The sequence below is a fragment of the Streptomyces violaceusniger Tu 4113 genome (assembly GCF_000147815.2).
Lineage (GTDB): Bacteria > Actinomycetota > Actinomycetes > Streptomycetales > Streptomycetaceae > Streptomyces > Streptomyces violaceusniger_A.
Genome location: NC_015957.1, coordinates 6,758,036 through 6,784,242 on the forward strand (window position 1 = coordinate 6,758,036; position 26,207 = coordinate 6,784,242).

General features: G+C 71.1%; 27 protein-coding genes. 19 read left to right on the top strand and 8 right to left on the bottom strand.

Translation table 11 applies throughout. The features are described 5' to 3' along the window. The first annotated feature begins 176 nt into the window (after positions 1–176). The 3 genes from STRVI_RS27375 to STRVI_RS27385 all read left to right on the top strand — a co-directional run bounded on the left by STRVI_RS27375 (position 177) and on the right by STRVI_RS27385 (position 4,018). Entirely contained in the window at positions 177–854 is a 678-nt protein-coding gene (locus tag STRVI_RS27375; RefSeq protein WP_014058880.1) for a DUF305 domain-containing protein, read from the top strand. A gap of 236 nt (positions 855–1,090) precedes the next feature. Beyond that, positions 1,091–2,434 carry an FAD-dependent oxidoreductase gene (locus STRVI_RS27380; protein ID WP_043239911.1) on the top strand — a complete coding sequence of 448 codons (1,344 nt, stop codon included), beginning with the start codon at positions 1,091–1,093 and terminating at the stop codon, positions 2,432–2,434. A gap of 177 nt (positions 2,435–2,611) precedes the next feature. Continuing rightward, positions 2,612–4,018: a nucleobase:cation symporter-2 family protein gene (locus STRVI_RS27385; protein WP_014058882.1), complete on the top strand. Its 1,407-nt coding sequence runs from the start codon at positions 2,612–2,614 to the stop codon at positions 4,016–4,018. Here the strand turns inward: STRVI_RS27385 and STRVI_RS27390 are convergent. Beyond that, a complete protein-coding gene (locus STRVI_RS27390) occupies positions 3,932–4,315 on the bottom strand; it encodes an ArsR/SmtB family transcription factor (RefSeq protein WP_014058883.1) in 384 nt (127 codons plus the stop codon). The genes STRVI_RS27385 and STRVI_RS27390 overlap by 87 nt on opposite strands. Before the next feature lie 91 nt (positions 4,316–4,406). After that, entirely contained in the window at positions 4,407–5,486 is a 1,080-nt protein-coding gene (locus STRVI_RS27395; RefSeq protein WP_014058884.1) for an NADH:flavin oxidoreductase/NADH oxidase, read from the bottom strand. 366 nt (positions 5,487–5,852) lie between these two features. Here STRVI_RS27395 and STRVI_RS27400 point away from each other — a divergent pair, with 366 nt between their 5' ends. From STRVI_RS27400 to STRVI_RS27420, 5 genes are all read left to right on the top strand, one after another. Beyond that, complete coding sequence (locus tag STRVI_RS27400) at positions 5,853–6,941, top strand: WD40/YVTN/BNR-like repeat-containing protein (RefSeq protein ID WP_014058885.1); 1,089 nt, start codon at positions 5,853–5,855, stop codon at positions 6,939–6,941. 106 nt (positions 6,942–7,047) lie between these two features. Then, positions 7,048–7,725, top strand: a complete 678-nt coding sequence (locus STRVI_RS27405; protein WP_014058886.1) for a uracil-DNA glycosylase — start codon at positions 7,048–7,050, stop codon at positions 7,723–7,725. Positions 7,726–7,764: 39 nt separating this feature from the next. Then, positions 7,765–8,586 carry a phospholipid scramblase-related protein gene (locus STRVI_RS27410; RefSeq protein WP_014058887.1) on the top strand — a complete coding sequence of 274 codons (822 nt, stop codon included), beginning with the start codon at positions 7,765–7,767 and terminating at the stop codon, positions 8,584–8,586. A gap of 4 nt (positions 8,587–8,590) precedes the next feature. Continuing rightward, the gene (locus STRVI_RS27415) at positions 8,591–9,814 is read left to right on the top strand and encodes an N-acetylglucosamine kinase (RefSeq protein WP_251982746.1); all 1,224 of its coding nucleotides are present in this window, start codon (positions 8,591–8,593) and stop codon (positions 9,812–9,814) included. Between the two features lie 262 nt (positions 9,815–10,076). Next, a complete protein-coding gene (locus tag STRVI_RS27420) occupies positions 10,077–11,075 on the top strand; it encodes a hypothetical protein (RefSeq protein WP_014058889.1) in 999 nt (332 codons plus the stop codon). A 120-nt stretch (positions 11,076–11,195) separates the two neighbouring features. Here STRVI_RS27420 and STRVI_RS27425 read toward each other — a convergent pair whose 3' ends face one another. Beyond that, entirely contained in the window at positions 11,196–12,230 is a 1,035-nt protein-coding gene (locus STRVI_RS27425) for a lactonase family protein (protein WP_014058890.1), read from the bottom strand. 154 nt (positions 12,231–12,384) lie between these two features. Here STRVI_RS27425 and STRVI_RS27430 point away from each other — a divergent pair, with 154 nt between their 5' ends. Together STRVI_RS27430 and STRVI_RS27435 are read left to right on the top strand one after the other, a co-directional pair. Next, positions 12,385–13,065: an HAD family hydrolase gene (locus STRVI_RS27430; RefSeq protein ID WP_014058891.1), complete on the top strand. Its 681-nt coding sequence runs from the start codon at positions 12,385–12,387 to the stop codon at positions 13,063–13,065. Positions 13,066–13,131: 66 nt separating this feature from the next. Continuing rightward, positions 13,132–14,073 carry a D-alanyl-D-alanine carboxypeptidase family protein gene (locus tag STRVI_RS27435; protein ID WP_014058892.1) on the top strand — a complete coding sequence of 314 codons (942 nt, stop codon included), beginning with the start codon at positions 13,132–13,134 and terminating at the stop codon, positions 14,071–14,073. Positions 14,074–14,187: 114 nt separating this feature from the next. Here the strand turns inward: STRVI_RS27435 and STRVI_RS27440 are convergent, their stop codons facing one another. Beyond that, positions 14,188–15,645, bottom strand: coding sequence for a DUF1996 domain-containing protein (locus STRVI_RS27440; RefSeq protein WP_014058893.1), 1,458 nt, complete (start codon positions 15,643–15,645; stop codon positions 14,188–14,190). Between the two features lie 317 nt (positions 15,646–15,962). Here STRVI_RS27440 and dacB point away from each other — a divergent pair, with 317 nt between their 5' ends. Beyond that, positions 15,963–17,312: a D-alanyl-D-alanine carboxypeptidase/D-alanyl-D-alanine endopeptidase gene (gene dacB / locus STRVI_RS27445; protein ID WP_014058894.1), complete on the top strand. Its 1,350-nt coding sequence runs from the start codon at positions 15,963–15,965 to the stop codon at positions 17,310–17,312. A gap of 109 nt (positions 17,313–17,421) precedes the next feature. Here dacB and STRVI_RS27450 read toward each other — a convergent pair whose 3' ends face one another. Together STRVI_RS27450 and STRVI_RS27455 are read right to left on the bottom strand one after the other, a co-directional pair. Then, positions 17,422–17,640, bottom strand: a complete 219-nt coding sequence (locus STRVI_RS27450) for an EF-hand domain-containing protein (protein ID WP_014058895.1) — start codon at positions 17,638–17,640, stop codon at positions 17,422–17,424. 98 nt (positions 17,641–17,738) lie between these two features. Then, on the bottom strand, positions 17,739–18,158 hold the full coding sequence (locus tag STRVI_RS27455) for a YjbQ family protein (protein WP_043236620.1): 420 nt from the start codon (positions 18,156–18,158) through the stop codon (positions 17,739–17,741). Between the two features lie 100 nt (positions 18,159–18,258). On the opposite strand from STRVI_RS27455, the gene STRVI_RS56075 reads away from it, so the two are divergent. The 5 genes from STRVI_RS56075 to STRVI_RS27475 all read left to right on the top strand — a co-directional run bounded on the left by STRVI_RS56075 (position 18,259) and on the right by STRVI_RS27475 (position 21,739). Then, entirely contained in the window at positions 18,259–18,342 is an 84-nt protein-coding gene (locus tag STRVI_RS56075; RefSeq protein ID WP_350203233.1) for a putative leader peptide, read from the top strand. Between the two features lie 110 nt (positions 18,343–18,452). Continuing rightward, positions 18,453–19,262 carry an ABC transporter permease gene (locus STRVI_RS27460; protein ID WP_014058897.1) on the top strand — a complete coding sequence of 270 codons (810 nt, stop codon included), beginning with the start codon at positions 18,453–18,455 and terminating at the stop codon, positions 19,260–19,262. Further along, the gene (locus STRVI_RS27465) at positions 19,235–20,032 is read left to right on the top strand and encodes an ABC transporter ATP-binding protein (protein WP_014058898.1); all 798 of its coding nucleotides are present in this window, start codon (positions 19,235–19,237) and stop codon (positions 20,030–20,032) included. The genes STRVI_RS27460 and STRVI_RS27465 overlap by 28 nt, the downstream gene beginning before the upstream one ends. 121 nt (positions 20,033–20,153) lie before the next feature. Next, the gene (locus tag STRVI_RS27470; protein WP_014058899.1) at positions 20,154–21,188 is read left to right on the top strand and encodes an ABC transporter substrate-binding protein; all 1,035 of its coding nucleotides are present in this window, start codon (positions 20,154–20,156) and stop codon (positions 21,186–21,188) included. Between the two features lie 89 nt (positions 21,189–21,277). After that, a complete protein-coding gene (locus STRVI_RS27475; protein WP_014058900.1) occupies positions 21,278–21,739 on the top strand; it encodes an ATP-binding protein in 462 nt (153 codons plus the stop codon). A 76-nt stretch (positions 21,740–21,815) separates the two neighbouring features. Here STRVI_RS27475 and STRVI_RS27480 read toward each other — a convergent pair whose 3' ends face one another. Continuing rightward, positions 21,816–22,637: a TetR/AcrR family transcriptional regulator gene (locus tag STRVI_RS27480; RefSeq protein ID WP_014058901.1), complete on the bottom strand. Its 822-nt coding sequence runs from the start codon at positions 22,635–22,637 to the stop codon at positions 21,816–21,818. Between the two features lie 163 nt (positions 22,638–22,800). Here STRVI_RS27480 and STRVI_RS27485 point away from each other — a divergent pair, with 163 nt between their 5' ends. After that, positions 22,801–24,024, top strand: coding sequence for a DUF418 domain-containing protein (locus tag STRVI_RS27485; protein WP_014058902.1), 1,224 nt, complete (start codon positions 22,801–22,803; stop codon positions 24,022–24,024). Positions 24,025–24,057: 33 nt separating this feature from the next. On the opposite strand, the gene STRVI_RS27490 is transcribed toward STRVI_RS27485, so the two are convergent. Then, positions 24,058–24,663 carry a TetR/AcrR family transcriptional regulator gene (locus STRVI_RS27490; protein ID WP_014058903.1) on the bottom strand — a complete coding sequence of 202 codons (606 nt, stop codon included), beginning with the start codon at positions 24,661–24,663 and terminating at the stop codon, positions 24,058–24,060. A gap of 130 nt (positions 24,664–24,793) precedes the next feature. Here STRVI_RS27490 and STRVI_RS27495 point away from each other — a divergent pair, with 130 nt between their 5' ends. Beyond that, complete coding sequence (locus STRVI_RS27495) at positions 24,794–25,252, top strand: cupin domain-containing protein (RefSeq protein WP_014058904.1); 459 nt, start codon at positions 24,794–24,796, stop codon at positions 25,250–25,252. Between the two features lie 53 nt (positions 25,253–25,305). Further along, a complete protein-coding gene (locus STRVI_RS27500) occupies positions 25,306–26,115 on the top strand; it encodes an alpha/beta fold hydrolase (RefSeq protein WP_014058905.1) in 810 nt (269 codons plus the stop codon). Positions 26,116–26,207 lie beyond the last annotated feature (92 nt).

The following is a 26,207-nucleotide window of genomic DNA, read 5'->3' on the forward strand; positions in this document are numbered from 1 at the left end:
CGCCGCCCCCGTTCGGAGTTGAACGGTTGACGGACCGGGGGAAGTATCGCTCTATCCATGTACGCCACAACAGGTAGCAACATGTTCGTAAAGAGAATTTCCCAACGCACCCGGATCGGTCCCGCCGCTGACGTGCTAAGACGGTCTGCGGATCCCAATCGCCCCAGGAGGCCACGGTGTTGAACCGCCGTACGACGCTTCACACCGCATCCCTCGCGGCCGCCGTGGCGGCGGCCCTGGCACTCGTCCTGACCGGCTGTGACGCGCAGAGCGGCGGCGGGGCCGACGCCGGAAAGGGCCAGGACGGGAAGCCCGCGGTGATCGCGCCGGGCAAGCCCGGCGAGGCGGCGAAGAAGCTGTCGGCCGAGGAGGCGGCGAAGGCGGGGGACGACGACTCCCCCAACACGGCCGACCGCTCCTACGTCCGCATGATGATCGAGCACCATGCGCAGGCCCTGGTGATGACCGACCTCGCCACCGACCGGGCCGGGTCGGCGAAGGTCAAGCGGCTCGCGGAGCGCATCGCGGCCGGGCAGAAGCCGGAGATCGAGGCGATGCGCGGCTGGCAGAAGACCAACGGCGGCGCTCCGAAGGGCGACGACAGCGCCCATGAGGGCCATGACGCGAAGATGCCGGGAATGGCCACCGCTGCCGAGCTCGAGCGGCTGCGCGACGCCGAGGGCGCCGACTTCGACGCGCTCTTCCTCAAGCTGATGATCGCCCATCACCGGGGCGCGGTCTCCATGGCCACGGATGTGCTGGCCCAGGGGAACAACATCCGGGTGGAGGAGATGGCGGGCGATGTGATCGCGCAGCAGAGCAGCGAGATCCGGCGGATGCTGCAGATGTCGTAGGCGGATAGCAGTAGGCAGATATTCGTAGGCGGCTCCCGTACAGGGATGTAAAGGGACGTACAGGGGCGTACGGGGCCGTCGGGCCGGGTCTCGTCGAGCCGGGCTCGCGGCGCGGTCGCGGGCCCGTGGACCGGTGGCCGGGAGGCGTCATCCGGGCCGGTCCCCCGGCGCGTAGTACCGGACACGGCGCCCCGCCGGGTGGGATGCTGGAGACATCCTGCGGAAGGGGCTCCTTCGTGCTTCGCGTCGCGGTCGTCGGATCCGGGCCGAGTGGGGTGTACGCCGCCCAAGCGCTCGTCCAGCAGCAGGCTGTCCCCGAGGTGTCGGTGCATGTGCTGGACCGGCTGCCCTGTCCGTACGGGCTGGTGCGCTACGGTGTCGCGCCCGACCACGAGAAGATCAAGTCGCTGCAGCACACGCTGCGCGCGGTCCTGGAGCATCCGCGGGTCAGCTTTCTCGGCCATGTGCATGTGGGCCCGCCCCCGCTGGTGCCCGAGCGGCTGCTGGAGCTCTACCACGCGGTGGTCTACTGCGTGGGGGCGGCGACCGACCGGCGGCTCGGCGTTCCCGGCGAGGAGATGGCGGGCAGCTTCTCCGCGACCGACTTCGTCTCCTGGTACAGCGCCCATCCCGACGCGACCGGCGACGCCTTCGCACTCGGGGCGGACTCCGCCGTCGTCGTCGGGGTGGGCAATGTCGCGGTGGACGTGGCGCGCATCCTGGCCCGCGGAGCGGAGGAGCTGCGGCCCACCGATGTGCCGCACGCCGCCCTCGGCGCGCTGTCCGAGAGCCGGGTCTCGGACATCCATATGGTCGGCAGGCGCGGGCCGTCGCAGGCGAAGTTCACCACCAAGGAGCTGCGTGAACTGGGCTCGCTGACCGGCGCGGAGGTGCTGGTGCGCCCCGAGGAGCTGGCGCTGGACCCGGGGTACGAGGACCCCTCGGGGCTGCCGGCGGTCAACCGGCGCAATGTCGAGGTGCTGCGCGACTGGGCGCGGCGCCCGCCCGTGGGCCGGCCGCGCCGGATCCATCTGCGGTTCTTCCTGCGGCCGGTGGCGCTGCTTGGCGAGGGCGCGGTGCGTGCGGTGCGCTTCGAGCGGACCGCGCCGGACGGGCGCGGCGGGGTGGCGGGCACCGGGGTTTTCGAGGACATCGAGGCGCCGCTGGTGCTGCGGTCGGTGGGCTATCGGGGTGTGCCGCTGCCGGGGCTGCCGTTCGACGAGGAGCGCGGCACGGTCCCCAACGCGGCGGGGCGGGTGCTGCGCGGCGGCGAGCCCTCGTCCGGGGAGTACGTGGCGGGGTGGATCAAGCGCGGGCCGACCGGAGTGATCGGCACCAACCGGCCGTGTGCGAAGGAGACCGTGGCCTCGCTGCTGGCCGACGCGGAGGCGCTCGCGGCCCGCCCGGTGGCGGCGGATCCGCTGCGGGCGCTGCGCGAGGCGGGGGTGGAGCCGGTGGAGTGGACCGGCTGGCTGCGGATCGAGGCGGCCGAGGAGGCGCTCGGGGCGGCGCTGGGGCGTACGAAGGTGAAGATTCCGGACTGGATGGGGCTGCTGGGCGCGGCGCGCGAGCAGGAGTGAACCGGGCGGGGTGCTGGTCGGGCCCTGCCTGCGGTCCCCGGGTCGGCGCTGTCAGAGGGGTTGACACACGGCGGCAACGCCCCTGAAATCAACAGATTGTTGAAGCCTTCTACGGTTGCGTCACCTTGATCCGACGCCCATCCCGTCGCTCATCCTGTCGCCGCGCGAGGAGCCGCCATGACGTCCGTACGTCCTCCCGTGTCCATACGCCATCCCGTGGACGAGGTGCCGCCGCCCGGCCGGCTCGCCGCCTTCGGACTGCAGCATGTGCTGGCCATGTACGCGGGCGCGGTGGCCGTGCCGCTGATCGTCGGTGGCACGATGAAGCTGTCCCCCGCCGATCTGGCGTATCTCATCAACGCCGATCTGCTGCTGTGCGGTATCGCCACGGTCCTGCAGTGCGTGGGGCTGTGGCGGTTCGGCGTCCGGCTGCCGATCATGCAGGGCTGCACCTTCGCGGCGGTCACCCCGATGGTGCTGATCGGCACCGAGGGCGGCGGGCTGCGCGCGATCTACGGTTCGGTGATCGTGGCCGGGGTGGCGATGATCCTGCTGGCGCCGGTCTTCGGGCGGCTGCTGCGGTTCTTCCCGCCGCTGGTGACCGGCACGGTGATACTGATCATCGGCCTGTCGCTGCTGCCGGTCGCGGGCAACTGGGCGGCGGGCGGCCAGGGCGCGGCGGACTTCGGCGCGCCGAAGAACCTGGGCCTGGCCGCCGGGGTGCTGGTCGTGGTCCTGGCCGTCCAGCGCTTCGCGCCCGGCTTCCTGAGCCGGGTCGCGGTGCTGGTGGGGATCGTGGCCGGGACGGCGGCCGCGATACCGCTGGGCTTCACCGACTTCTCCGGGGTGGGCGATGCCGACTGGGTCGGCGTCTCCACCCCGTTCCATTTCGGCTCCCCCACGTTCGAGACGCCCGCCGTTGCGTCCATGCTGGTCGTCGCGCTGGTGACGATGGCCGAGACCACGGGCGACTTCATCGCGGTGGGCGAGATGACCGGGCGCCCGGTCGACCGGCGGCGGCTGGCGGACGGACTGCGCGCGGACGGCACCGCGACCGTGCTCGGCGGGGTCTTCAACACCTTCCCGTACACCGCCTTCGCACAGAACGTCGGCCTGGTGGGGATGACCCGGGTGCGCAGCCGCTGGGTGGTGGCGGCCGCGGGCGGCATGCTGGTGCTGCTCGGGCTGGCCCCGAAGCTGGGCGCGGTGGTGGCCGCGATCCCGGCCCCGGTGCTGGGCGGGGCGGGTCTGGTGATGTTCGGTACGGTCGCGGCGAGCGGGCTGCGCACGCTGGCCGGGGTGGACTTCCGGGACAACCACAACCTCACCATGGTCGCGGTGTCGGTCGCCGTGGGGCTGCTGCCGGTCGGCGTACCGGGGATCTACAAGGAGTTCCCGAACTGGTTCCAGACGGTGATGGACAGCGGGATCAGCGCCGGGTGCGTCACCGCGATCGCGCTCAATCTGCTCTTCAACCACCTGCCGGGCGGGCGGGCTTCAGCCCCGGTCGCCGCCGAGGCGCCCCTCCTGGAGGGCCGCGGCGGCGAGGACGCTGTCGAGCAGACCAGGGAACAGCGCGTCTAGGTCCTCCCGGCGCAGCGCGTTCATCTTGGCGGTGCCCCGGTAGATCTGGTGGATCACCCCGGATTCGCGCAGCACCCGGAAGTGGTGGGTGGTGGTGGACTTGCTGACCGGCAGGTCGATGACCGAGCAGGTCAGCTCGGCGGACTCCTCGGCGAGCGTCCGCACCACCCGCATCCGCATGGGGTCGGAGAGCGCGTGCAGCACATCCTCGAGGCGGATCGCCTCGCGCCGTGGGTGCTCCAGCGAGCGCCCCGTCGCCTGTGGCTGGGGCCCGGTCGACGTGGTCTGCGTCTGCACGGCTGCTCCTCATCGCCTCGTTCCGTGACCCCAGTGTAGTTTGACGATCGCCGTACTACTCCAGGCCAACAGGAACGGGGGCGATCCGGCTCTACCGGACCGCGCGGTGGTACTGGTCCGGGTTGCGCACCTGACCGCCCAGTTCGGTCGCCGCGCGGCGGGCGAAGTAGGGGTCCCGGAGCAGCTCGCGGCCCAGCAGGACGGCGTCCGCCTCACCGTTGGTGACGATCTTCTCGGCCTGCTCCGCCTCGGTGATCAGCCCGACCGCGGCCACCGGCAGCCCGGTCTCCCGGCGCACCCGCTCGGCGAACCGCACCTGGTAGCCCGGCCCCGTCGGAATGCGCACACCGGCGGCGTTGCCACCGCTGGAGACGTCGAGAAGGTCCACTCCATGGTCCTTCAGCAGGGCGGCGAGCCGGACGGTGTCCTCCGGGGTCCAGCCGTTCTCCTCCAGCCAGTCGGTGGCCGAGATACGGAAGAACAGCGGCAGGTCCTCCGGCCAGACCGCGCGGACCGCGTCGACGACCTCCAGGGCGAAGCGGACGCGGTTCTCGAAGGAGCCGCCATAGCCGTCGGTGCGGTGGTTGCTGTGCGGGGAGAGGAACTCGCCGATGAGGTAGCCATGGGCGCCATGGACCTCGGCCACCTCGAAACCGGCCGCGAGCGCGCGCCGGGCGGCGTCCGCGAACTGGCGGATGATCTCGCCGATCCGCTCCACGGACAGCTCGTCCGGCACCGGGTGACCCTCGTCGAACGGAATCGGGCTCGGCGCCAGCGTCCGCCAGCTCCCCTGGTCGGCATCGAGCGGCGCACCGCCCCTCCAGGGGGCGTCGGTGGACGCCTTACGGCCGGCATGGGCGAGCTGGATGCCCGGGACGGTGCCCTGTCCCTTGAGGAAGCCGACGAGCTTGCGGAACGCCTCGACCTGCGTGTCGTTCCAGATGCCGAGGTCTCCGGGGGTGATGCGGCCCTCGGGGGAGACGGCCGTCGCCTCGACCAGAATCAGCCCGGTGCCACCGGTGGCGCGGGCGCCGTAGTGGACGAAGTGCCAGTCGTGCGGCACCCCGGCGCCCTCGTCCCCATCCGCGCTGTACTGGCACATGGGCGACATCCAGAGGCGGTTGGGGATGGTCAGCGACCGCAGGGTGAAGGGCTCGAAGAGGGCACTCATCAACGTCTCCGTTTCTCCTCGCGGGGCCCGGCCGGACCGCGCGGTAGTACGGTAACCACCGTAGTACGACGATCGTCAAATTACGAAGCCCCTCGTACGAGCACCCCTGACTCCGGCGGCACGCACACCCATGACCTGCGGCGACGCGGACGCCCTCAGATAAATGCGGACGCGCTCCCTCCGGTTGTCAGTGGTCGGGTGCAGACTCTGTGATGCCGGACACATCGCCTTCCCCTCCACTGATCCGCTCGCCGCTTCCTTCTGATCCGCTCCCCGATTCCTTCGCCGTTCGTTCCGCCGTCCTCCCCGCACCCGCACCCGCACCCCCACCCGCACCCGCACCCGCAGTCCAAGGAGTGAGCCGTCATGAACGATGTCCTGCTCGCCGTCGGCACCCGCAAGGGTCTCTTCCTCGGCCGCCCCGGCGGCCAAGGGGGCTGGGATTTCACCGGCCCCCACTTCCCCATGCAGGCGGTGTACTCCGTCGGCATCGACACCCGGGGCGACCGCCCCCGGCTGCTGGCCGGTGCGGACAGCTCGCACTGGGGCCCCTCGGTCTTCCGCTCCGACGACCTCGGGGGTAGCTGGCACGAGCCCGCCAAGCCCGCGGTGAAGTTCCCCGAGGGCACCGACACCTCGCTGGAGCGGGTGTGGCAGCTCCAGCCCGCCGGGCCCGACGAGCCGGGGGTGGTCTACGCGGGCACCCAGCCGGGCGCGCTGTTCCGCTCCGAGGACGGCGGGGAGACCTTCGCGTTCGTGCGCGGTTTGTGGGACCACCCGCAGCGGCCGGAGTGGGGCGAGGGGTTCGGCGGGCAGGCCGTGCATACGGTCGTCCCCGATCCGAGGGACCCGCGGGCGCTCATGGTCGCCGTGTCCTCCGGCGGGGTGTACCGCTCCGCGGACGGCGGGGAGAGCTGGGCACCGTCCAACAGCGGACTCAAGGCGGATTTCCTGCCGGATCAGTACCCGGAGTTCGGCCAGTGCGTCCACAAGGTCGCCCGGGACCCGGTCGACCTCGACCGGCTCTATCTGCAGAACCACGGCGGGGTGTACCGCAGCGACGACGGCGGGGCGCACTGGGCCGAGATCGGCAAGGACCTCCCGGCGGACTTCGGCTTCGCGGTCGCCGTCCATCCGCGCCGCAGCGGCGTCGCGTACGTCTTCCCGGTCAGCGACGGCTCGGACCGCTATCCCCCGGGCTACCGCTGCCGGGTGTTCCGCACCGAGGACGCGGGCGCCACCTGGGAGGAGCGCTCCGCCGGGATGCCGGACGAGCTGCACTACGGGGTGGTGCTGAGGGACGCGCTGCGCACCGATGACGCCGACCCGGTCGGGGTCTACCTCGGCAATCGCAACGGCGAGGTGTACGCGAGCGCCGACGAGGGCGAGAGCTGGCGGCAGATCGCCCGCCATCTCCCCGATGTGCTGTGCGTCCGGGCCGCCGTGATCGGCTGAGAGCGATCGCGAGCGGGATCGGCTGAGAGTGATCGCGAGCGGGATCGGCTGAGAGTGATCGCGAGGCGGCACACGGCCACGCGCTGAGCCACTAGAGTGACGCGGTGTGGCAGCACGACCCTTGAATGAAATTGTGGAAGCGGGCTGGGCCAAGGCACTTGAGCCCGTCGAGGAACGCATCGCGGCGATGGGCGACTTCCTGCGGGCCGAGATCGCGGCAGGCCGTACCTATCTGCCCGCCGGGCCGAATGTGCTGCGCGCCTTCCAGCAGCCCTTCGACGAGGTGAAGGTGCTGATCGTGGGTCAGGACCCGTATCCGACACCCGGACACGCGGTGGGCCTCAGCTTCTCGGTGGCGCCCGAGGTCCGGCCGCTTCCCGGCAGCCTGGAGAACATCTACCGCGAGCTGCACACCGACCTCGGCCTGCCGCGCCCGTCCAACGGCGATCTGACGCCCTGGACCCAGCAGGGCGTCCTGCTGCTCAACAAGGCGCTCACCACGGCTCCGCGCCGGCCCGCCGCCCACCGCGGCAAGGGCTGGGAGGACGTCACCGAGCAGGCCATCCGGGCGCTGGCCGGGCGCGGCCGCCCCCTGGTCTCCATCCTGTGGGGCCGCGACGCCCGCAACGTACGGCCGCTGCTGGGCGCCCTTCCGGCGGTCGAGTCCGCGCACCCCTCCCCCATGTCCGCCGACCGGGGGTTTTTCGGCTCACGTCCGTTCAGCCGCGCCAACGACCTGCTCGTACAGCAGGGGGCCCAACCCGTGGACTGGCGCCTTCCCTGACCCCATCGTTCCAGGTGGGCGAGGGGTAGTCTGCCCGCCATGACATCACATCCGAACACCCCTGCGGGCTGGTACGCGGACCCCCAGGGCACCCCGAACCAGCTCCGCTGGTGGGACGGTGCCCAGTGGACCGCGCATACGCACCAGGGCCAGCCCGGCCAGGCCCCTCCGACGCAGGCCGCCCCGCCCAACCCCAACCCCGCCAGGGTCCAGCACCAGGTGCAGCGGCAGGCGCATGTGGGGCCCACGATGGGCGGCAGCGGCACGCTGTTCACCGAACCGGTGCTGGTGGTGAACCAGAAGGCCAAGCTGATCGAGCTCACCAATGAGTACAGCGTCTTCGACCAGCAGGGGCGCACTCTCGGTTCGGTGGTCCAGGTCGGCCAGAGCACGCTGAAGAAGGTCGCGCGGTTCGTCTCGAGCCTCGACCAGTTCATGACGCACAAGCTGGAGATCCGCGACGCCAACGGGCAGCCGCATCTGGTGCTCACCCGGCCCGCGAAGTTCATCAAGTCCAAAGTGGTGGTGACCCGCCCGGACGGGCAGCCGGTCGGCGAGATCGTCCAGCAGAACGTCATCGGCAAGATCAACTTCGGCATGCTGGTCAACGGCCAGCAGGTCGGGGCCATCAAGGCGGAGAACTGGCGGGCCTGGAACTTCGCCATCGTCGACCACACGGACAGCGAGGTCGCCCGGATCACCAAGACCTTCGAGGGCCTGGCGAAGACGATGTTCACGACGGCGGACAACTACGTACTGCAGATCCACCGCCAGCTCCCCGATCCGCTGCTGAGCCTGGTGATCGCCACGGCCCTGACCGTGGACACCGCGCTCAAGCAGGACTCGCGCGGATTGGGCTGAGCCGGTGGGCGACACGGTGCCCGACGATGCGGTGACGCATGTGCTCGGGATCGATTCGGGCGGTTCCGGCGTACGGGTGGCGGTGGCACGCGCGGACGCTCCCGGCGTACGGGGTGCGGGGGCCCGCGCAGACGCTCCCGGCGGCTCCGCGGAGCAGCCACCGGCCTGGTCCTCGCCACCGGCTTGGTTTTCACCACTGACCTGGTCCTCGTCCACGCCCGCCGCCGTCGGCGACCGGGGCATCGACGCGGAGAGCCTGCTGGCGCGGGTCCTGCCCGCCGCCCGGGAGCTGCTGCGCGAGGCCGGGGCCCGGCGCCTCGGCGCGGTCTGTGTCGGCGCGGCGGGCATGGCCACACTCGGCGACGATCTGCGCGCCAGGCTTCCGGACGCGCTGGCCGACGTCTTCGGCGTACGGCGACTCGCCCTGGCGGCCGACGCGGTGACCGCGTACGCCGGGGCCTTGGGACAGCGTCCCGGCGCGGTGGTCGCGGCGGGGACGGGCCTGATCGCGCTGGGCGCGGTGCCCGAGGGCTTCGTCGGTGGGCTGGGCGGTACGGACGGCGAGTCTGCCGCGGACGGCGTGTCCCGTACGGGCGGCCTGCGCGATGCGTACGGCGTATCCGGTACGGACGCCACGGCCACGGACGCCACGGCCACGGACGGCGACACCCGCCGGGCCACCGGCGGCTGGCGGCGCGCCGACGGCTGGGGTCATCTGCTGGGAGACTGCGGCGGCGGTGCGTGGATCGGCCGGGCGGGCCTGGAGGCGGCCATGCGCGCGTACGACGGACGCGAGGGCGGCTCGAAGCCGCTGCTGGCCCGCCTGGAAGCCGTGTTCGGCCCCGCGACCGGGCTGCCGGGACGGCTGTACCCGCGCCCGGACCGCCCCGCCGTCCTGGCCTCGTTCGCCCCCGAGGTGGGCCGGTGCGCCGGTGAGGATCCGGTCGCGGAGGCGATTCTGCGGGCGGCCGCCCGCCATATCGCCGAGGCCGCGGAGGCGGTCTGCCCCCGGCTGGAGTCGAGCGAGGTGGCGCTCACCGGCGGGCTGTTCCGCATGGGGGCGCCGCTGCTGACGCCCGTGCGCGAGGAGCTGGCGGCGCGGCTGCCCCGGGTCCGGGTCACGGAGGCGGCCGGGGATCCGCTGGACGGGGCGCTGTGCGTCGCGGCGGCGCTGGCGGCGGACCGACTGCGGCTGCCCCGGGACCCGGCGCTGCTCAGCATCGTCTGAGCGACGCCCCGGGCAGGCACGACGCAGGGCCTCCGATGCAGGGCCCCAACCCGTAGCCACGGGTGTCCCATATGGGCGCTCAGCAGGGGCGCCCGGTATGGGATTCCATGACCGGCAATTCCGGACACATGGTCGATTCTTCGAGCAAGTATGGCCGCTGAGCGCACATCACCACACAACACCAGTCGACAAAGTGGGACAGATACTCCCAGTCACACCCTCCCGAACAGCCGAACCCATCGAGCGACTAACATGCGGCGCCATGAGTTCCCCCACAGGGCCCGCGTCCGGCCTGCCTGTACGAATGCCGCGTCCCCGCCAGTCCGGACGGCACCGCCGACCGGAGGCCGCCGCCGCGCCTCTCGGCGCGCCTCCGCTGGTGCTGGCCATCCCGGGTGCCCCGAGTGACGGTGCCCGACGCCTTGCCGAGGACCTGGTGAGCATCGCCCGCTCCGAGATGCCGGGGCTCGACGCTCAGATCGGTTTCCTGGACGGGGACGGACAGGAGTACCCGCAGCTCGAGCCCGTGCTCACCCGCGCTGCCCAGGAGAACCCCGAGCGTCTGCGACAGGCGGCCGAGGCCGCCAAGGCCCTCGCCGACGAGGCGGCGGAGGCGATCGCCGCGGCCGAGGCCGCGGGCGAGGTCGTCGACGAGGTCCCGCCCGTCCCCAGGGTCCCTACGGACGGTCCGGCGGCCGTCGTGGTCCCGTTGCTCGCGGGCCCGGACAGCGCACAGCTGCGCCGGATACGCCAGGCCGTGATGAGCAGCGGCTCGGCGGCCGAACTCACCGACGTCCTCGGCCCCCATCCGCTGCTCGCCGAGGCCCTGCACGTGCGTCTGTCGGAGGCGGGCCTGGCCCGCGCCGACCGCGCCCGTCTCTTCACGGTCGCGACCGCCGCGGACGGCATCATCCTCGCCACGGTCGGCGGCGAGGAGGCGGCCCAGGCCGGTGGCATCACCGGCATGCTGCTCTCCGCGCGCCTCGCGGTGCCGGTGATGGCGGCCGCGCTGGACGTGGACGGGGCCGTCCTCCGCGTCGCCGAGCAGCTGCGCTCGGCCGGCTCCGCCCGGCTCGCCCTCGCGCCGTACCTCATCGGCCCGGAGGTCTCCGCCGAGCTGATCTCGGCGGCCGCCGAGGAGGCGGGCTGCGCGGCGGCCGAGGCGCTGGGCGACTACCCGGCCGTGGGCAAGCTGGTGATGGCGAAGTACGCGGCGGCGCTGGGCATCACGCTGCAGCAGGCGTCACCGGCGATGCGCTGACACAACGCACGACGAACCAACGCACGACGGAGCAAGGCACTACGGAGCAAGGCACGAGAAAGCGGGGGCGGTGACCGTCAAGGTCACCGCCCCGCTCGTGTCCTGTCCGCCCGGCGAACGTCAGCCGAAGACCACGCAGGACGCCGCCGGGGCCGGGACCGAACCGCCTCGACGCGGCACCCTCGTCGAGGGGTCGATGTCGAACCAGGTGACATCGCCCGAGCGCTCATTGGACACATAGAGCCGGCGTCCCGACGGGTCGAGCGTCAGATCGCGGGGCCAGTGGCCGCCACAGGGAGTGGTGGTGACCAGCTCCATGCGGTCGCCGGGCGCGTCGAGGGCGAGCGTCGCGATGCTGTCGTGACCGCGGTTGACGGCCCATACGAAGCGGCCGTCACCGGAGACCACGAGCTCGGCGGGGTAGGTCTCGACGTCCGTACCGTCGGGGACCAGCCGGGTCTCGCCCAGCGGTTCGAGAACGCCGGACGCCGCGTCCCAGCGGCAGGCCGTGATCGTCGGATCGAGCTCGTTGATGACATACACGCGGTCGCCACGCGGATGGAACGCCAGATGGCGCGGACCGCTCCCCGGGCGCAGCCGGACCTCGTGATGCGGACTCGGCCCGGGCAGCGCGTACACCTGGACCGCGTCGATCCCCAGGTCGACGGCGAGCAGCCAGCCACCCGACGGATCGGGCGCCACCGCATGGGCATGCGGTCCCTCCTGCCGCTCCGGATGCGGTCCACTGCCCTCGTGCCGCAACACGGCCACCGGCTCCCCGAGCCGGCCGTCCTCCAGCACCGGCAGCGCGCTGACGCTGCCGGAACCGTAGTTGGCCGTCAGCAGCCGCCCGCCGGCGAGCGCGAGATGGGTGGGCCCCGCGCCCCGCACCGGCACGGGCTCACCGAGCAGCGCGGGCGGATCCTGCGTGACATCCAGCGCGGCGGCCGCCCCCTCCTCGGTCTCGCTCACGGCGTACAGCACGCGCCCGCCGGGGGCGAGCACCAGATAGGACGGGTTGACGACCGCATCCGTGGAGCTCCGGATCCGCAGCGCACCCGTCTCGTCGTCGACATCCGCGACGGTGACCCCGGCACCGCCCGCCACAGTGAAGGACCCGATATACGCCCGCAGCCCGTTCCCACTCACGCCCACCGCACTACCCTTCCGCCGACTCCGGTTCCGTTACCCGCTCGGCGCCGACGGTAACAGAGCGGTCTAGACCAACACGCCGTCATCTCTCGCTCGCGCCGGGCCCCGGAGGCTCCCCCGCGAGCACCGCGGGCCGGACTCTTGGCATGCTGTCCCCATGAACACCATGCCCGCCGTGATCTTCGACCTGGACGGCACTCTCGTGGACAGCGAGCCCCTCTACTACGAGGCGGGGCGGCGGACCCTCGAGCGGTATGGGATCAGCGGCTTCGGCTGGGAGGAGCACGCGCAGTTCATCGGGATCGGCACCAGGGAGACCTTGGAGACGCTGCGCGACCGGTATCGCATCGAGGCGCCCGTGGAGGAGCTGCTCGCCGTCAAGAGCCGGCACTATCTGGAGCTGGCCGCGGCGACCGAGGCGTTTCCCGCGATGCGCGCGTTCGTGGAGCGGCTGAGGGCCGCCGGGCATCCGTTGGTCGTGGCCTCCGGTTCGTCCCGTTCGGCGATCGAGACCGCGCTCAAGGCCACGGGGCTGGACGCGCTGCTGCCCGTCTATGTGTCCGCGGAGGATGTGGGCCGCGGTAAGCCGGAGCCGGATGTGTTTCTGGCTGCCGCGCGACTGCTGTCCGTCGATCCGGGGCGGTGTGTGGTGGTCGAGGACGCCGGCCCCGGGGTGGAGGCGGCACGGCGGGCCGGGATGGGCTGTATCGCCGTTCCGTACGTGGCCGGGCCGTCGCCGGACGGTGAGCCGTTCGCCTCCGCCGGGCTGCTCTTCCGGGGCGGGCAGCCGGAGTTCGACGCCGAGCGGGCCTACGAGTGGGTCGCGGCCCACGGTTGAGGCCGTGAGACCATGCGTCGCATGCCCGGATATTCATGGGCATGTCGTAGGAGAGACGGAGGGCGTATGGAAAGACGTGGGGGTATGGCGATCCGCCGTTGGGGGACGGCGGTCATCGCCTCGGCGGCGGCCTTGACGGTCGCCGTACCGGCGAACGCGGCCCAGGCCACCGAGGCCAGGAGCGGCCCGACGGAGGTCAGTGCCAAGGGCGCGTATCTGCTGGACAACAACACCAACAAGGAGCTGTGGGCCAAGGCGGCCGACACCAAGCGGCCGATGGCGAGCACCACCAAGCTCATGACGGCGGTCGTGGTGCTGGACACCCGGGGGCTCGAACTCGGCAAGAAGGTCACCGTCAAGCAGTCGTACATCGACTACACCGCCCGCGTCGGCGGTAGCAAGGCGGACCTGCAGAAGGGGGACAAGCTCACCGTCAAGCAGTTGCTGTACGGCCTGCTGCTGCCGTCCGGCTGCGACGCGGCCATGGCGCTCGCGGACACGTTCGGCACCGGTGACACCACCGCCAAGCGCACCAAGTCTTTCATCGCGCAGATGAACAAGAAGGCGTCCGCGCTGGGGATGACCAAATCCCACTACGACACCTTCGACGGCATCTCGGAGGGCGGACAGAACTACACCACGCCCCGCGACATGGCCAAGCTGGCCAGGCACGCGCTGGGCAACTCCACCCTCGGCACGGTCGTCAAGTCGGTCGACACCATCCAGAAGGCCCCGGCCGCCAACGGCAGGACCAGGACGTACTACTGGAACAACACCAACAGACTGCTGGGCTCGTACAGCGGCGCGATCGGCATCAAGACGGGCACCGGCACCGCGCCCGGCAGGTGTCTCGTCTTCGCCGCGAAGCGTGACGGACGCACCGTCGTGGGCGTGATCCTCAACGCCCCCAAGCGCTACCCGGACGCGAAGAAGATGCTCGACTGGGCCTTCCGGTCCCACACCAAGGTGACCTGGCGCCAGCTACCCAAGGGCACACCGCAGGACTGATCGCAGGACTGATTCCAGGACAGATCGCAAGAGTGATCCACGGCCCGCTTTCCACGCGGGCGGTGCCCCGGCCGGATGGCCATCCGGCCGGGGCACCGGGCCGTAGGGCGACGGTCAGCCGCACTTACGCCCGGTGTTGATGCACTTCACGGCCTTCTTCATCAGCGAGTTGGACATCACGTTGATGAAGTCGCCGTGGTCGGTCACCGGCTTGTGCAGTTGCTCGGGGAAGCTGTCGACCGCGAAGAGCGAGCCGGGCGCCACCTTGTAGGTGATCCGCTGGATCAGCTGCGGGATGGCCTTGAACCCCTTGGCACACGCGCCCTTGGCGTCCGCGAAGGCCACATGGGTGCGGTGGTTCGCGCTGTCGGCGTTCTTGCCGTCCCAGCAGCTCTGGAACTTGAAGGTACGGACCACCTTGCTGCCCTTCGGGCACAGCGGGTACTTGTCCTTGAGCTGCCGGTTCTCGAATCCGGTGCAGCTCCACGAGGCGTTGGCATTGGCCGTGCCGTTGGTGAACGCCTTGGCGTCACCGGTGATGATGCGCAGGAACTTGGGCATCTCGACGACCTTGGACACCGCGCTGCCACGGAAGCTGATCGACGCGGTCTCCGGGCGCAGAATCCGGCCCACATTGCCCTCGGTGCCGCCGCCGGGCTGGTCGGCGTCGGCCTCCTTCGTCCCGTCCTGCTGCCGCAGGACCGGCCAGTAGTGGGTGGAGCGGTCACCGTTGGTGCAGGTGGTCCCGGCGGCGGCGAGGCCGTCGTTGGTGGAGAAGGCGTCGGTGTCGCGGTTGCCGACGTAGTCGTGCATATGGTGGGCGCCGTTGCTCACACCGGGGGCGACGATCACGTTGTCCGAGTTGAAGTGCTTGTTCTCATTGCGGCCGCAGCGCGATGAGAAGGTGCCTCGGGAGGCGTTGCCCCGCGTACGGGGGTTCTTGACGTTCGGCCGCACCCTGCGGATGTCCACGAAGTCCGCCTTCACCGGGCCGGACTGTGCCTGGCCACCCGCCTGCGGAGCGGCGGGGGCGGCCGTTCCCGCGGCGGGGGTGGCGCCCGCCGGTGCGGAGGTGGCGCCTGCCGGTGCGGCGGTGGCGCCTGCCGGTGCGGCGGCCGGGGCCGCTTGCTGCACGGTGCAGGACGCCAGCGTGTCCAGGCCGGACGGGCGGCTCGCCACGCGGCCGATCTCGTTCCCGATGCGGTTCAGCGCGCCACGCCGCTGGGCGCTCAGCGGCTCCAGCACCCGGGTGCGCACCCAGTCCTGGTCGGCGCTCGCGCCGCGCGCGGCCAACTGCTGGTAGGCGTCGGCGACCTGGCTGTCCATGGTCGCCAGTTCCTTGTCCACGGTGGGCCGCGCCTGCTGCGGCACGCTCGACAGCCGGGTCGCGGCATCAGGACACTTGACGGTCATCGCCGCCCGCGCCGGCGCCTGCTGCCCGGCCGATCGGCGGGCGGCGGAAGCGTCGTTGTCGGTCATCAGGAGCGCCCCGCCGCCCACGGCCAGTGCGGTCACTCCGACCACGGTCAGCCCGATGACCCTGGATCGCTTGTGTCTCTTCTTGTTCCTCATCCTTCGCCCCTCATCGGCAGTCTTCATACGCCGGGGACGTCTTGCCCTCGGCCACATCGGGCCGCGCCCCCCATCACCCCCGTCCCGGGGGCGGAGGGCACAGCGCGACGCCGATGGATACGGACAGCGAGGCGATCGTTCTCAACGGTGGTCGCAACATCTCGTAAATAGCCGGAGGAGTCGGTGTACCGACGGATCTCCCTAGTGGCTTCACCACATGTCCACCGCCCGGCGGCAGGAAGCTGATCAGTTGCGGTTAAAGTGTTTACTTCGCTGTACCCCCGTTACTCCTTCTACGCGCCCGCGGAGCCCCCCACATGTCCAGCGCGAACTCGTCCAGTGGGCGTCATCGCAAAGCCAAGCCCATGAGCCTCGCGGTCCGCCGCGCGTTCATCATCGCCGCCGTCCCGGTCACCGGTGCGTTGCTGTCCGCTCCCTCGGCGCTCGCCGCCGACAAGAGCACCAAGCCCACCACCGCGACGACCGCCCAGTCCGTGGCCGATAACGGGCTCGACCCCGCCGAGCAGAAGATCGCGGACAACCTCAACACCCGCGCCCAGAGCCCGAACCTCGGCGACACCTTCAGCGGCATCGTGCTGGACTCCGCGTCCGACAAGGTGATCTGGGGGCATGACGCCGACACCGCGCTGATGCCCGCGTCCAACGCCAAGCTGGCCACCGCCACAGCGGCGCTGACGGTGCTCGGCCCCGAGCACCGGTTCACCACCAAGGTGGTCTACGGCGATGGCACGCTCACCCTCATAGGCGGCGGTGACCGGCTGCTGACCACCGCCGACGTCACCGAGCTCGCCAAGTCCGCCGCCGCCGGGGTCAAGAGCGCGGGCCTGGGCCCGGTGAAGATCCGTATCGACGACAGCCTCTTCGCCGAGCCGTCCCTGGCCAACGGCTGGAACGACTCGTACTACGACGACCAGGTCTCGCCGGTGCGCTCCCTGGTGGTGGACGGAAAGCTGTCCGCGGACACCTCCATCGACGCGGGGAAGGTCTTCGCCAAGCAGCTCGCCGACCAGGGTGTCACCGTCGACGGTGAAGTCACCCGTGGCGCGGCGTCGGCCACGGACGTGCCGGTGGGACAGCATCTGTCCCCGACGCTGGCCGAGACGGTCAAGAAGATGCTCAAGACGAGCGACAACGAGATCGCCGAAACGATGCTGCGCATGACCGCGATCGCCGCCGGCAAGCCCGCCACCTTCGAGGACGGCACGGCCGTGGTGCGGGACGTCCTCAGCCGGCACTACGGCGTCTCGATGGAGAACTTCGAGATCTACGACGGCAGCGGGCTCTCCCGCGCGGACCGCATCCCGGCCCGCACCGTCGCGGACATCCTCGATCTGCTCACCGACCCGCGCTACAGCGGCCGGCTGCGCTCCATCGACGAGGGCCTGCCGGTGGCGGGCGAGGCGGGCAGCACCCTGGGGCCCGAGTGGGGCCGCTTCGACACCGCGGACTCCCAGTGCGCCGTCGGCCAGGTCAAGGCCAAGACGGGCACCCTGACCGGCGCCATCGCGCTGAGCGGCCTGACGAAGGCGGCGGACGGCCGGTGGAAGGTCTTCTCCTTCATCGAGAACCAGTCCTCCGCCGACCCGGCCGCCACCAAGGACACCCTGGACGGCCTCGCCGCCACGGTCAACGGCTGCTGGGCGTAGCCCCGGCCCCTACGGAGCCGTAGCCCCGGGCCCTACGGGGCGTACCGCTCGGGTCGCTGCCCGACCCCCGTTGCCTCCGGCACGCTCACACGTGCCGGAGGCAGCAGTGTCAGCGGTTCATGGCCGTCCAGAACTCCTCGAAGGACATCTGGCGGTCGCCGTTGGTGTCGAGCGAGTCGATCAGCGCCTGGGCCTCCGAAGCGGAGATCTCCGAGCCCTCCAGCTCCGCCACGACCTTCCGGTATTCGTCCGCGGTGACCAGACCGTCCCCGTCGAGGTCGTAGCGCTCGAACACCTTGCGCGCCGCCGTCTCCATGATGTCTGTCATGTGCTCCGCCTATGTGCGATCTTCGCTGACGGGCCCACACTATCCCGGTCATCCGCGGGCCCCTTCATCCCGCCGAGGCGGCATCCGGACGGGGCCGCCTAGCCCAGGAAGCTCAGCCGGACCTGGCGGTCCGGGTTGTCGACGTTCGTGTCGACCAGGCACACCGACTGCCAGGTGCCCAGCGCCAGCCCGCCGCCGATGACCGGGAGGGTGGCGTGTGGGGGTACGAGGGCGGGGAGGACGTGGTCGCGGCCGTGGCCGGGGCTGCCGTGGCGGTGGCGCCAGCGGTCGTCGGCGGGGAGCAGATCGCGCAGTGCGAGGAGCAGATCGGTGTCGCTGCCGGCGCCCGTCTCCAGGATCGCGATCCCGGCCGTGGCATGCGGGACGAAGATGTTGAGCAGGCCGTCGCCGCCGCCCGCCACCTCCCGTAGATACGCCTCGCAGTCGGCGGTGAGGTCGGCGACGGTCTCGGTGGAGCCGGTGGTGACGTTGATGGTGTGGGTACGGAATGTGCTCATGGCACCATCCTGGTACGCCACCGCGTAAAACTCCCGCAACAAAGGTCCGAGGGGCAAGACACCGTTGACCAGTTCCGGACCCGTCGCTAACTTCAAGGGCATGTCTACGTCAGCCCTGCTCACCACGCGCGGTCATATCGACCTGCTGCGGGTGGCGTCCGCCGCGTGTCCCGGCCTCCGCTGACCTTTCTTCTCCCTCCCCACTCCTCCCGCTCGCCTCTGTCCCGTTCCGCCGTCCCACGCTGACCGTCGTGGCGTACGGGCATCGAGGCGTACCCCTTTTGTGGAGCCCCCATGTCCCCGGTTCTCGAACCGGTCGTGCCGCTCTCCGCGCGCCGCCGCCCCGTGCCGCGCTGGCTGCGCCGCACGACCGGACCCCTGCTGCTGCTGGTGCTCTGGCAAGTCTCCAGCGCCACCGGTGTGTTGCCCTCCGACATCCTGGCCTCGCCCGGCACCATCGCCGGTACCGCCTCCGACCTGCTCAAGGACGGCACCCTCCCGCACGCCATGCTGGTGTCGGTGCAGCGGGTGCTGATCGGGCTGGTGATCGGCGGGGTGGTCGGTGTCGCGCTCGCGCTGATCTCCGGACTCTCCCGGCTCGGCGAGGACCTCGTCGACGCGAGTGTGCAGATGCTGCGCAGCATCCCCTGGGTCGGCATGATCCCGCTGTTCATCATCTGGATGGGCATCGGCGAGGCCCCGAAGATCGCGCTCATCGCACTGGGCGTCACCTTCCATCTCTATCTGAACGTCTACGCGGGCATCCGCGGCGTGGACGCCCAGCTCATCGAGGCCGGAACCGCCCTGGGGCTCGGCCGCTGGGGGCTGATCCGCCATGTGGTGCTGCCCGGGGCGCTCCCCGGCGCGATGACCGGGCTGCGCTACTCGCTCGCCACCGCCTGGCTGGCGCTGGTCTTCGGCGAGACCATCAACGCCGATGACGGGATCGGCTTTCTGCTCAACCGCGCGCGGGAGTTCTTCCAGACCGACGTGATCGTGGTCTGCCTGATCGTCTACGCCGCCCTCGGCCTGCTCGCCGATTTCATCGTCCGCACTCTGGAGAGGCTGCTGCTGCAATGGCGACCGAACTTCACCGGCAAGTGAACTCCCTGGCGGGGGAGTTGGAGAAGGGGAAGGCCGGGGGCGAGAGCGGCGAGGTGGCGGTGCGGGTTCGCTCGCTGACCCGCTCGTTCGACGGCCGCCCGGTCATCGACGACCTCCAACTCGACGTCAAACCGGGCGAGTTCGTGGCGCTGCTCGGCCGCAGCGGCTGCGGCAAGTCCACGCTGCTACGGGTGCTCGCCGGGCTCGACCGGGAGATCGAGGGCGAGGTGCTGGTGCCACGCCGCAAGGCCGTCGCCTTCCAGGCGCCACGGCTGATGCCCTGGAAACGGGTCTGGCGCAATGTGCTGCTCGGGCTGCCCGGCCGCCCGGGGCGGGCCGTGGCCGAGCAGGCGCTGACGGAGGTCGGTCTCGGCCACCGCCTCGACGCCTGGCCCAAGACACTCTCCGGCGGTGAGGCCCAGCGCGCCTCGCTCGCCCGAGCCCTGGTGCGCGAGCCCGATCTGCTGCTGCTGGACGAGCCGTTCGGCGCGCTGGACGCGCTCACCCGGATCACGGCCCAGCAGTTGGTCGCCGAGTTGTGGCAGCGACGCGGCTGCGCGGTGCTGCTGGTCACGCATGACGTGGAGGAGGCGCTGCTGCTCGCCGATCGCGTCCTGGTGATGGACGGGGGCGTCATCGCGCATCAGGTCCGGGTGGACCGGGACCGGCCGCGCGATATCGCCGATCCGCTCCTCGCCGCGCTGCGCACCGAGCTTCTGGACCGGCTGGGTGTGCAGGCGCCCGAACCGGCCGTCCACAAGGTCGCCTGAGGGCTGCTCGGTTCCTCCCGTACTGGCCCGCACGTCTTCAACCGATCGCGCCCTCTCGCGATCTCCCCGAATTTCTCGTCCTACCCGCACTTCCCGACCTTCCCGAACGGACCCCGCTGACATGAGACGGCGCATCCTCCCCGCCCTGTCCCTCCCCCTCGCCCTGCTGCTGTCCGCATGCGTCAGCTCGTCGCCGCACAACGGCTCCGGCTCCTCCGGCAACACCGACGGCAAGGGCGATATGACCCTCAATGTCGGGGACCAGAAGGGCAACGACGAGGCGGTGCTGCGCGCCGCCGGGCAGCTCGACAACCTCCCCTACAAGATCAAGTGGTCCACGTTCACCTCCGGCCCGCCGATCCTGGAGGCCGTGAGCGCCAAGGCCGTGGACATCGGCGGGGTCGGCAACACCCCGCCCGTCTTCGCCGCGGCAGCCAAGTCGGACATCAAGGTCGTAGCCGCCAAGCACGGCACGGCCGACGGTGAGGCGATCCTGGTCAAGAAGGGTTCGCCGCTGAAGAGGGCCACCGACCTCAAGGGCAAGTCGGTCGCGGTCGCGCAGGGCAGCTCGGCCCACTACCAACTGGTGGCATCGCTCGCCAAGGCCGGGCTCTCGATCAAGGACGTGCAGGTCAAGTTCCTGCAGCCCGCCGACGCCCTGGCCGCCTTCACCCGCGGCAAGGTGGACGCCTGGGCCGTCTGGGACCCGTACACCTCCCAGGCGCTGCGCCAGTCGGACGGGCGGGTCCTCACCACGGGCAAGGGGGTGGTCAACGGCCTCAATTTCCAGGTCGCCAACCCCTCCTCCCTCGAGGACGCGAAGAAGGCGAAGGTCATCAAGGACTATCTTGGGCGGCTGCGCCGGGCCCAGGACTGGGTCTACCAGCACCCCGAGGAGTGGGCCAAGGTGTGGGGCAAGGAGACCGGGCTGCCGTACCAGGTGGCGCTGGACTCCGTGAAGCGGACCAACGGCACCCGGGTGTACGTCGCGGTCGACAAGCCCGCCGTCGCCTCGGAGCAGGAGATCGCGGATACCTTCGCGAAGCTGAAGCTCACCCCGCGCCGCTTCCAGTTCGCCGATTACGTGGACACCCGCTTCAACGGCGATCTGCCGCCGTCCACCTCCGCACCGCGCACCTATGGAAAGGGATCCTGAAGACGCCCCTTTTCGGAAGCGTTCCATCGGGTAGGCGCGTCTGCATCGTCAATTACGCGAAACACACCCGATGAAACGAGGTGAGCGTCATGCACACCGCCACGGCCCAGCGGACGGCTACCCCGCCGTCCGCGCTGCGGGCGACCCTGGAGTGCCGACCCGAAGCGGCCTCGCACGCACGGCATCTCACCGGCACCTTCCTGGAAAGCCTGGATCCGGCGCCCGATCAGGGCGCCGCCGAGGCGGTGGTGCTGGTCGTCTCGGAGCTGGTCACCAATGCCGTACGGCACTCGGGCGGCCGGTTCTGCTCGCTGCGCCTGTCGGCCCAGCCCGACGCCATCGCCATCGCCGTCGGTGACGCCAGCCGCGTACCGCCCCAACGGCGCACTCCGGATGTCCGCGGAGAGGGCGGCGGATTCGGCTGGGCCATGATCTGCGATATGGCCACCGCCACGGCCGTCAACGAGGAGCCGGGCGGCAAGACCGTGAACGCGATCGTCGCCCGGCGAGGGCGGGCGAGGGGGCATGCCGCTGCCCCGACACCGAGTTGACCTGCTCCGCAAACCACCTGACGAGGCTCCGTCCGGGCCGCCGGGCCCGAGCCGGGGAGCTGCACAAGCCCCCGCGTTACGGCGTCGCCCCCTCCCCCGTCCCCGTCGCCGCCCCCTCCCCCGTCGGCGCCTGCGCACGGTCGACGGCCACGGCGATCCCGTCGAGGACGCGTTCGAGGCCGAAGACGAAGTCATGGTCGGTCGCCGGGTCGTCGTACGCGCCATCGGGCGCCGCCGCGAACAGGCCCGAGGAGAAAAGCAGCGCCACCTGCGGAAAGCGGTCCGGGGTGATGAGCCGCGCCAGGGTCCTGCCGTAGGCCCGTTCGGTCTCCTCCTGACTCAGGCCCGTCTCGCTCCTGCCCTGTGCGTGTTCCTGGGCGAGCAGGGAGGCGTGGCGCACATAGCCGCTGAGCAGGGTCAGAGCGCCGACCTTGGCGGCCCAGTCGAGTTCCGTGCCGCTCAGCGCGCTCAGGCCCGCTTCCATCCAGGCGATCTCATGAGGTCCCATCGGCGGCCCCGCGATGGGGAGCCGGGGAAGCCAGGGGCGGTCGTGGTTGACCAGGCGCTGGGCGACGGCCCACTGCCGTAGCCCCGCACGCCAGCGGCCGGGAGCGGTCTCGACCTCGGGCGGAGCGCCGAGCGCCAGGTCCCGCATGAGGACGAGGAGCTCGTCCTTGGATCCGACATGGCGGTAGAGGGACATCGGGGAGACGCCCAGCTCCTTCGCGATCTTCGGTAGCGTCGCGCCCGCCAGCCCGTCGCGGTCCGCCAGTTCCACCCCCGTACGCACCACGCGCTCGGTGTCGAGCGCGGCGGGCCGGCCGAGGCCCGAGGTCGATACCGGGAGCCTCCACAGGCGGGCCAGCTCGGCGGGCGCCTCCTCCTGGTCGGCCGACATGGCGCTTCTCCTTCTCGTACCTCGGTTGCTCACCAGGTACATCATGACGCACGGCTACTTAGTTTTCTACATATAGATTATCGCTTATACTAAGCCGGTGCCGAGGGCTCGCTCATGTCCCGTTGCCTCATGGGCCCTCATGTCAGGACGGAGAGAGTTCCAGGTGACAGCCATAACGCAGTCCCATGCCCCGGGCCCCGCCCGGGGCCCTGTGCGCCGGACCGAACGGGCCCTGGCGCCCGACCTGGCCCGGGGCACCATGCTGTTGTTCATCGCGCTCGCGAACTCCGCGGTGTTCACCTTCGGCAACCAGCCCGGCGCCGAGGCGTCCCCGCACGGCTGGGAGCGCGGGTTCAACCTCGTCATGTTCGTCTTCGTGCACGCTCGCGCCTATCCAATGTTCGCCGTGATGTTCGGCTACGGGCTGGTGCAGCTCACCCGCAGGCAGGACGCACAGGGCGCCGGGCCCGGCGCGGCGCGCTCGGTGCTGCTGAGGCGCAACGCGTGGCTCGTCGCCTTCGGCCTCGTCCACGCCGCGCTGCTCAACTTCGGTGACTTCCTCGGGGCCTACGGCATCGTCGGCATCCTCTTCACCCTGTTGCTCCTGCGCCGCGGCGAGCGGGTACAGCGCGTCGTGCTGTGGCTGTGGGGCTGGATGGTGGTCTACGTCGCCGTTGTCGCGGCCATCGCCGTGCACCACGCCACGAACAGCACATCAGGATCCGCCGCCGTGCCGACGGACGGTGTCGATTCGCTCTCGGCCCCCGACTACGCCGCGTCCGTGGCCGACCGGCTCGGCGAGTGGCCGATCCACACGCTGACCGTCCTGCCGTTCATCGTGATCGTCTGGCTGGGCGCGTGGGCCGCGCGCCGGGGCGTACTGGAGGACCCGGCCCGGCACCGGCGCCTGCTGATCCGCACCGCCGTGATCGCACTCGGCATCGCCTTCGCGGGCGGGGCGCCGATCGGCCTCGTCAGCGCGGGGTTCGTGCATGTCGACGGCGCCACCGCGGACGCGTTCCTGACGCTGTACGAAGTCAGCGGTCAGTTCGGCGGCCCCGGATACGTGGCGCTCTTCGGGCTCCTCGCCCTGCGGCTGTCGAAGGCCCGCTCCGACGGGCGGCCGAAGCTTCCCGTGGCGGCGCTTGCGGCCCTGGGCCAGCGGTCGCTGAGCGGCTATCTGTTCCAGTCGCTCGCATGGGTGCTGCTGCTCTCCCCCTTCGCCCTCGCGCTCGGAGAGCGGACCGGCAGCCCGACGCTCACCGCATGCCTGAGCGCGGTCCTGGTCTGGCTCGCCACGGTGGCCGGGGCCTATCTCCTGCAGCGGCGCTCGCTTCCGGGGCCCGCCGAGAAGGTGTTGCGGAGGCTTACGTACGGACCCCGGTAGCCGCTCGGTGGCGCTTGGTGGCGCCCCGAACCGCTACTCGACCGTGCGCACCGCGGCCTGCGTCAAGGTGGTCGCGGTGCGCACAGCGCTGGCCACGGCGGACTGCGGATCGAGCCCGCACAGATCCATGAGGGTGAAGAGCGCCTCGGCGCTCACGACCACCGCGAGATCCCGTTTGAGCTGGGCGAACGCTTCCGGATCCGTCGCCCCGAGGGTGCCGTCGAGCGGCCGGAGCGCATGGTCGATCAGCCCGAAACGGATTCCGGGCCGCGCGGTCGCGGTGGCGGGCTTGGTGATGGTGGCCGCGATCATCGCCCGCACCGCCCCCTCGCGGGCGAGCACGCCGCGCAGCAGGAACTCGCAGGCGAAGGCGGTGCGCTCGACGGGGTCGGCGGAGTCCGCGACCGGCGCGAGCGCCTCGGCGGGAGGGGGCCAGACGCCCGCCAACGCCTCGCTGATCAGCGAGTGGAGGTCGGGGAAGTACCGGTAGGCGGTGGCCTCGGAGACCAGCGCCGCGCGGGCCACCAGTGGCATGGTCACCTCGGCGCCCGTGCCGATGAGTTCGCGGGCCGCAGCCACGATCGCCGCGCGGGTGCGCTGTTTTTGGTTGATGCGGCCGGTGCCCGCCTGCGCAGTCATCGCAGAACCCCTTCTCCTGTTCGCTCCAGCCTCCATCGTAGCAACACACTCTCATCGCGAGAGCGGACTTGCATAACGAGGCTTGCCCTCTCTACCCTCATGAGAGTCAGCTCTCACGATGGAGGCAGCGATGAACAGGGTTTCCGTGGTCGGCCCGGATGGCGGCGAGTCGATCCAGCTCGGCCCCACGCGAATGCGCATCCTCGAGGACGGCAGCACCACCGGGCACCGCCTCGGAATCGGCGAGATCACCATCGCCCCGCACACCGAGGGGCCGCCCCAGCACCGCCACGCCGAACACGACGAGGGCTTCTACGTCATCTCCGGCACCGTGCACTTCACCGTCGGAGAGACGACCCATGTGGCCCCGGCCGGCACGCTCGTGATGATCCCGCCCGGCGCCCCGCACACCTTCGCCAACCATGGCGACGACCAGGCGGTGGTGCTCAACACCTTCACGCCCGACCTGTATGTGCAGTACTTCCGCGACCTGCGGAACATGATCGCCGACGGCGGGGAACTGACCCCGGAGGCAACCGTCGAGGCCATGAGCCACTACGCCACGGTCCCCGCGACCGACTTCGCCTGACGGCCGGGCCCGGCCAACTCCCCCAGGACACAGCCTACTTGAGGAGCACCCACATGACCCGCAGCATTCACACCCTCATACTCGACCAGGGCCCCCTCGATGTCACGGTCGACCTCCACGGCCGGCAGGGGCGCCCCTTCCTGCTCCTGCACGGAGGCGGCGGTCCGCAGACCGTCGCCCCGTTCGCCGGCCTCCTCGCCGAGCAGCGCGCGGCCAGGGTGTTCTCCCCCGTCCACCCCGGCTTCGACGGCACCGCCCGCCCCGACTGGCTGACCGACGTCACCACCCTGGCGCAGGTCTACGCGCAACTGCTCGACGCATTCGATCTGCGGGACGTGGCCGTCGTCGGCAACTCCATCGGCGGCTGGATCGCCGCCGAACTGGCGGCGCTGGGCAGCGACCGGATCAGCAGTGTCACCCTCGTCGACGCGGTCGGGATCCACGTCCCCGGCCACCCGATCGCCGACACTTTCGGCCTGACGCCCGTCGAGCTGTCCCGCCTCTCCTTCCACGACCCCTCGAAGTTCCGCTTCGACCCCAGCGCGCTCTCCGAGGCGCAGCGCGCGGTCATGGCCACCAACCGCGCCACGCTCCAGGTGTATTCGAGCCCACATGCCATGGCCGATCCCACCCTGGCCGAGCGCCTGACCAAGGTCGCCCACCCGACCCTGGTGGCATGGGGCGCGAGCGACCAGGTCGTGGACGCCGACTACGGACGCGCGTACGCCCAGGCCGTCCCGGACGCGGAGTTCCGGCTGCTGCCCGGCACCGGCCATATGCCCCAGTCCGAGACGCCCGGGCAACTGCTGCCGGTGGTCTGGGACTTCGCCGACGCCCACGCCACCATCCGGCCGCGCCCCTGAGCCGCCCGTCACCGGCCCCGCGCCTGCGCCGCGCGCACGGCGAAGGCCGGCCGCCTCGGCGACGACCGGCCCGACGTTCAGCCTCCTGCGTT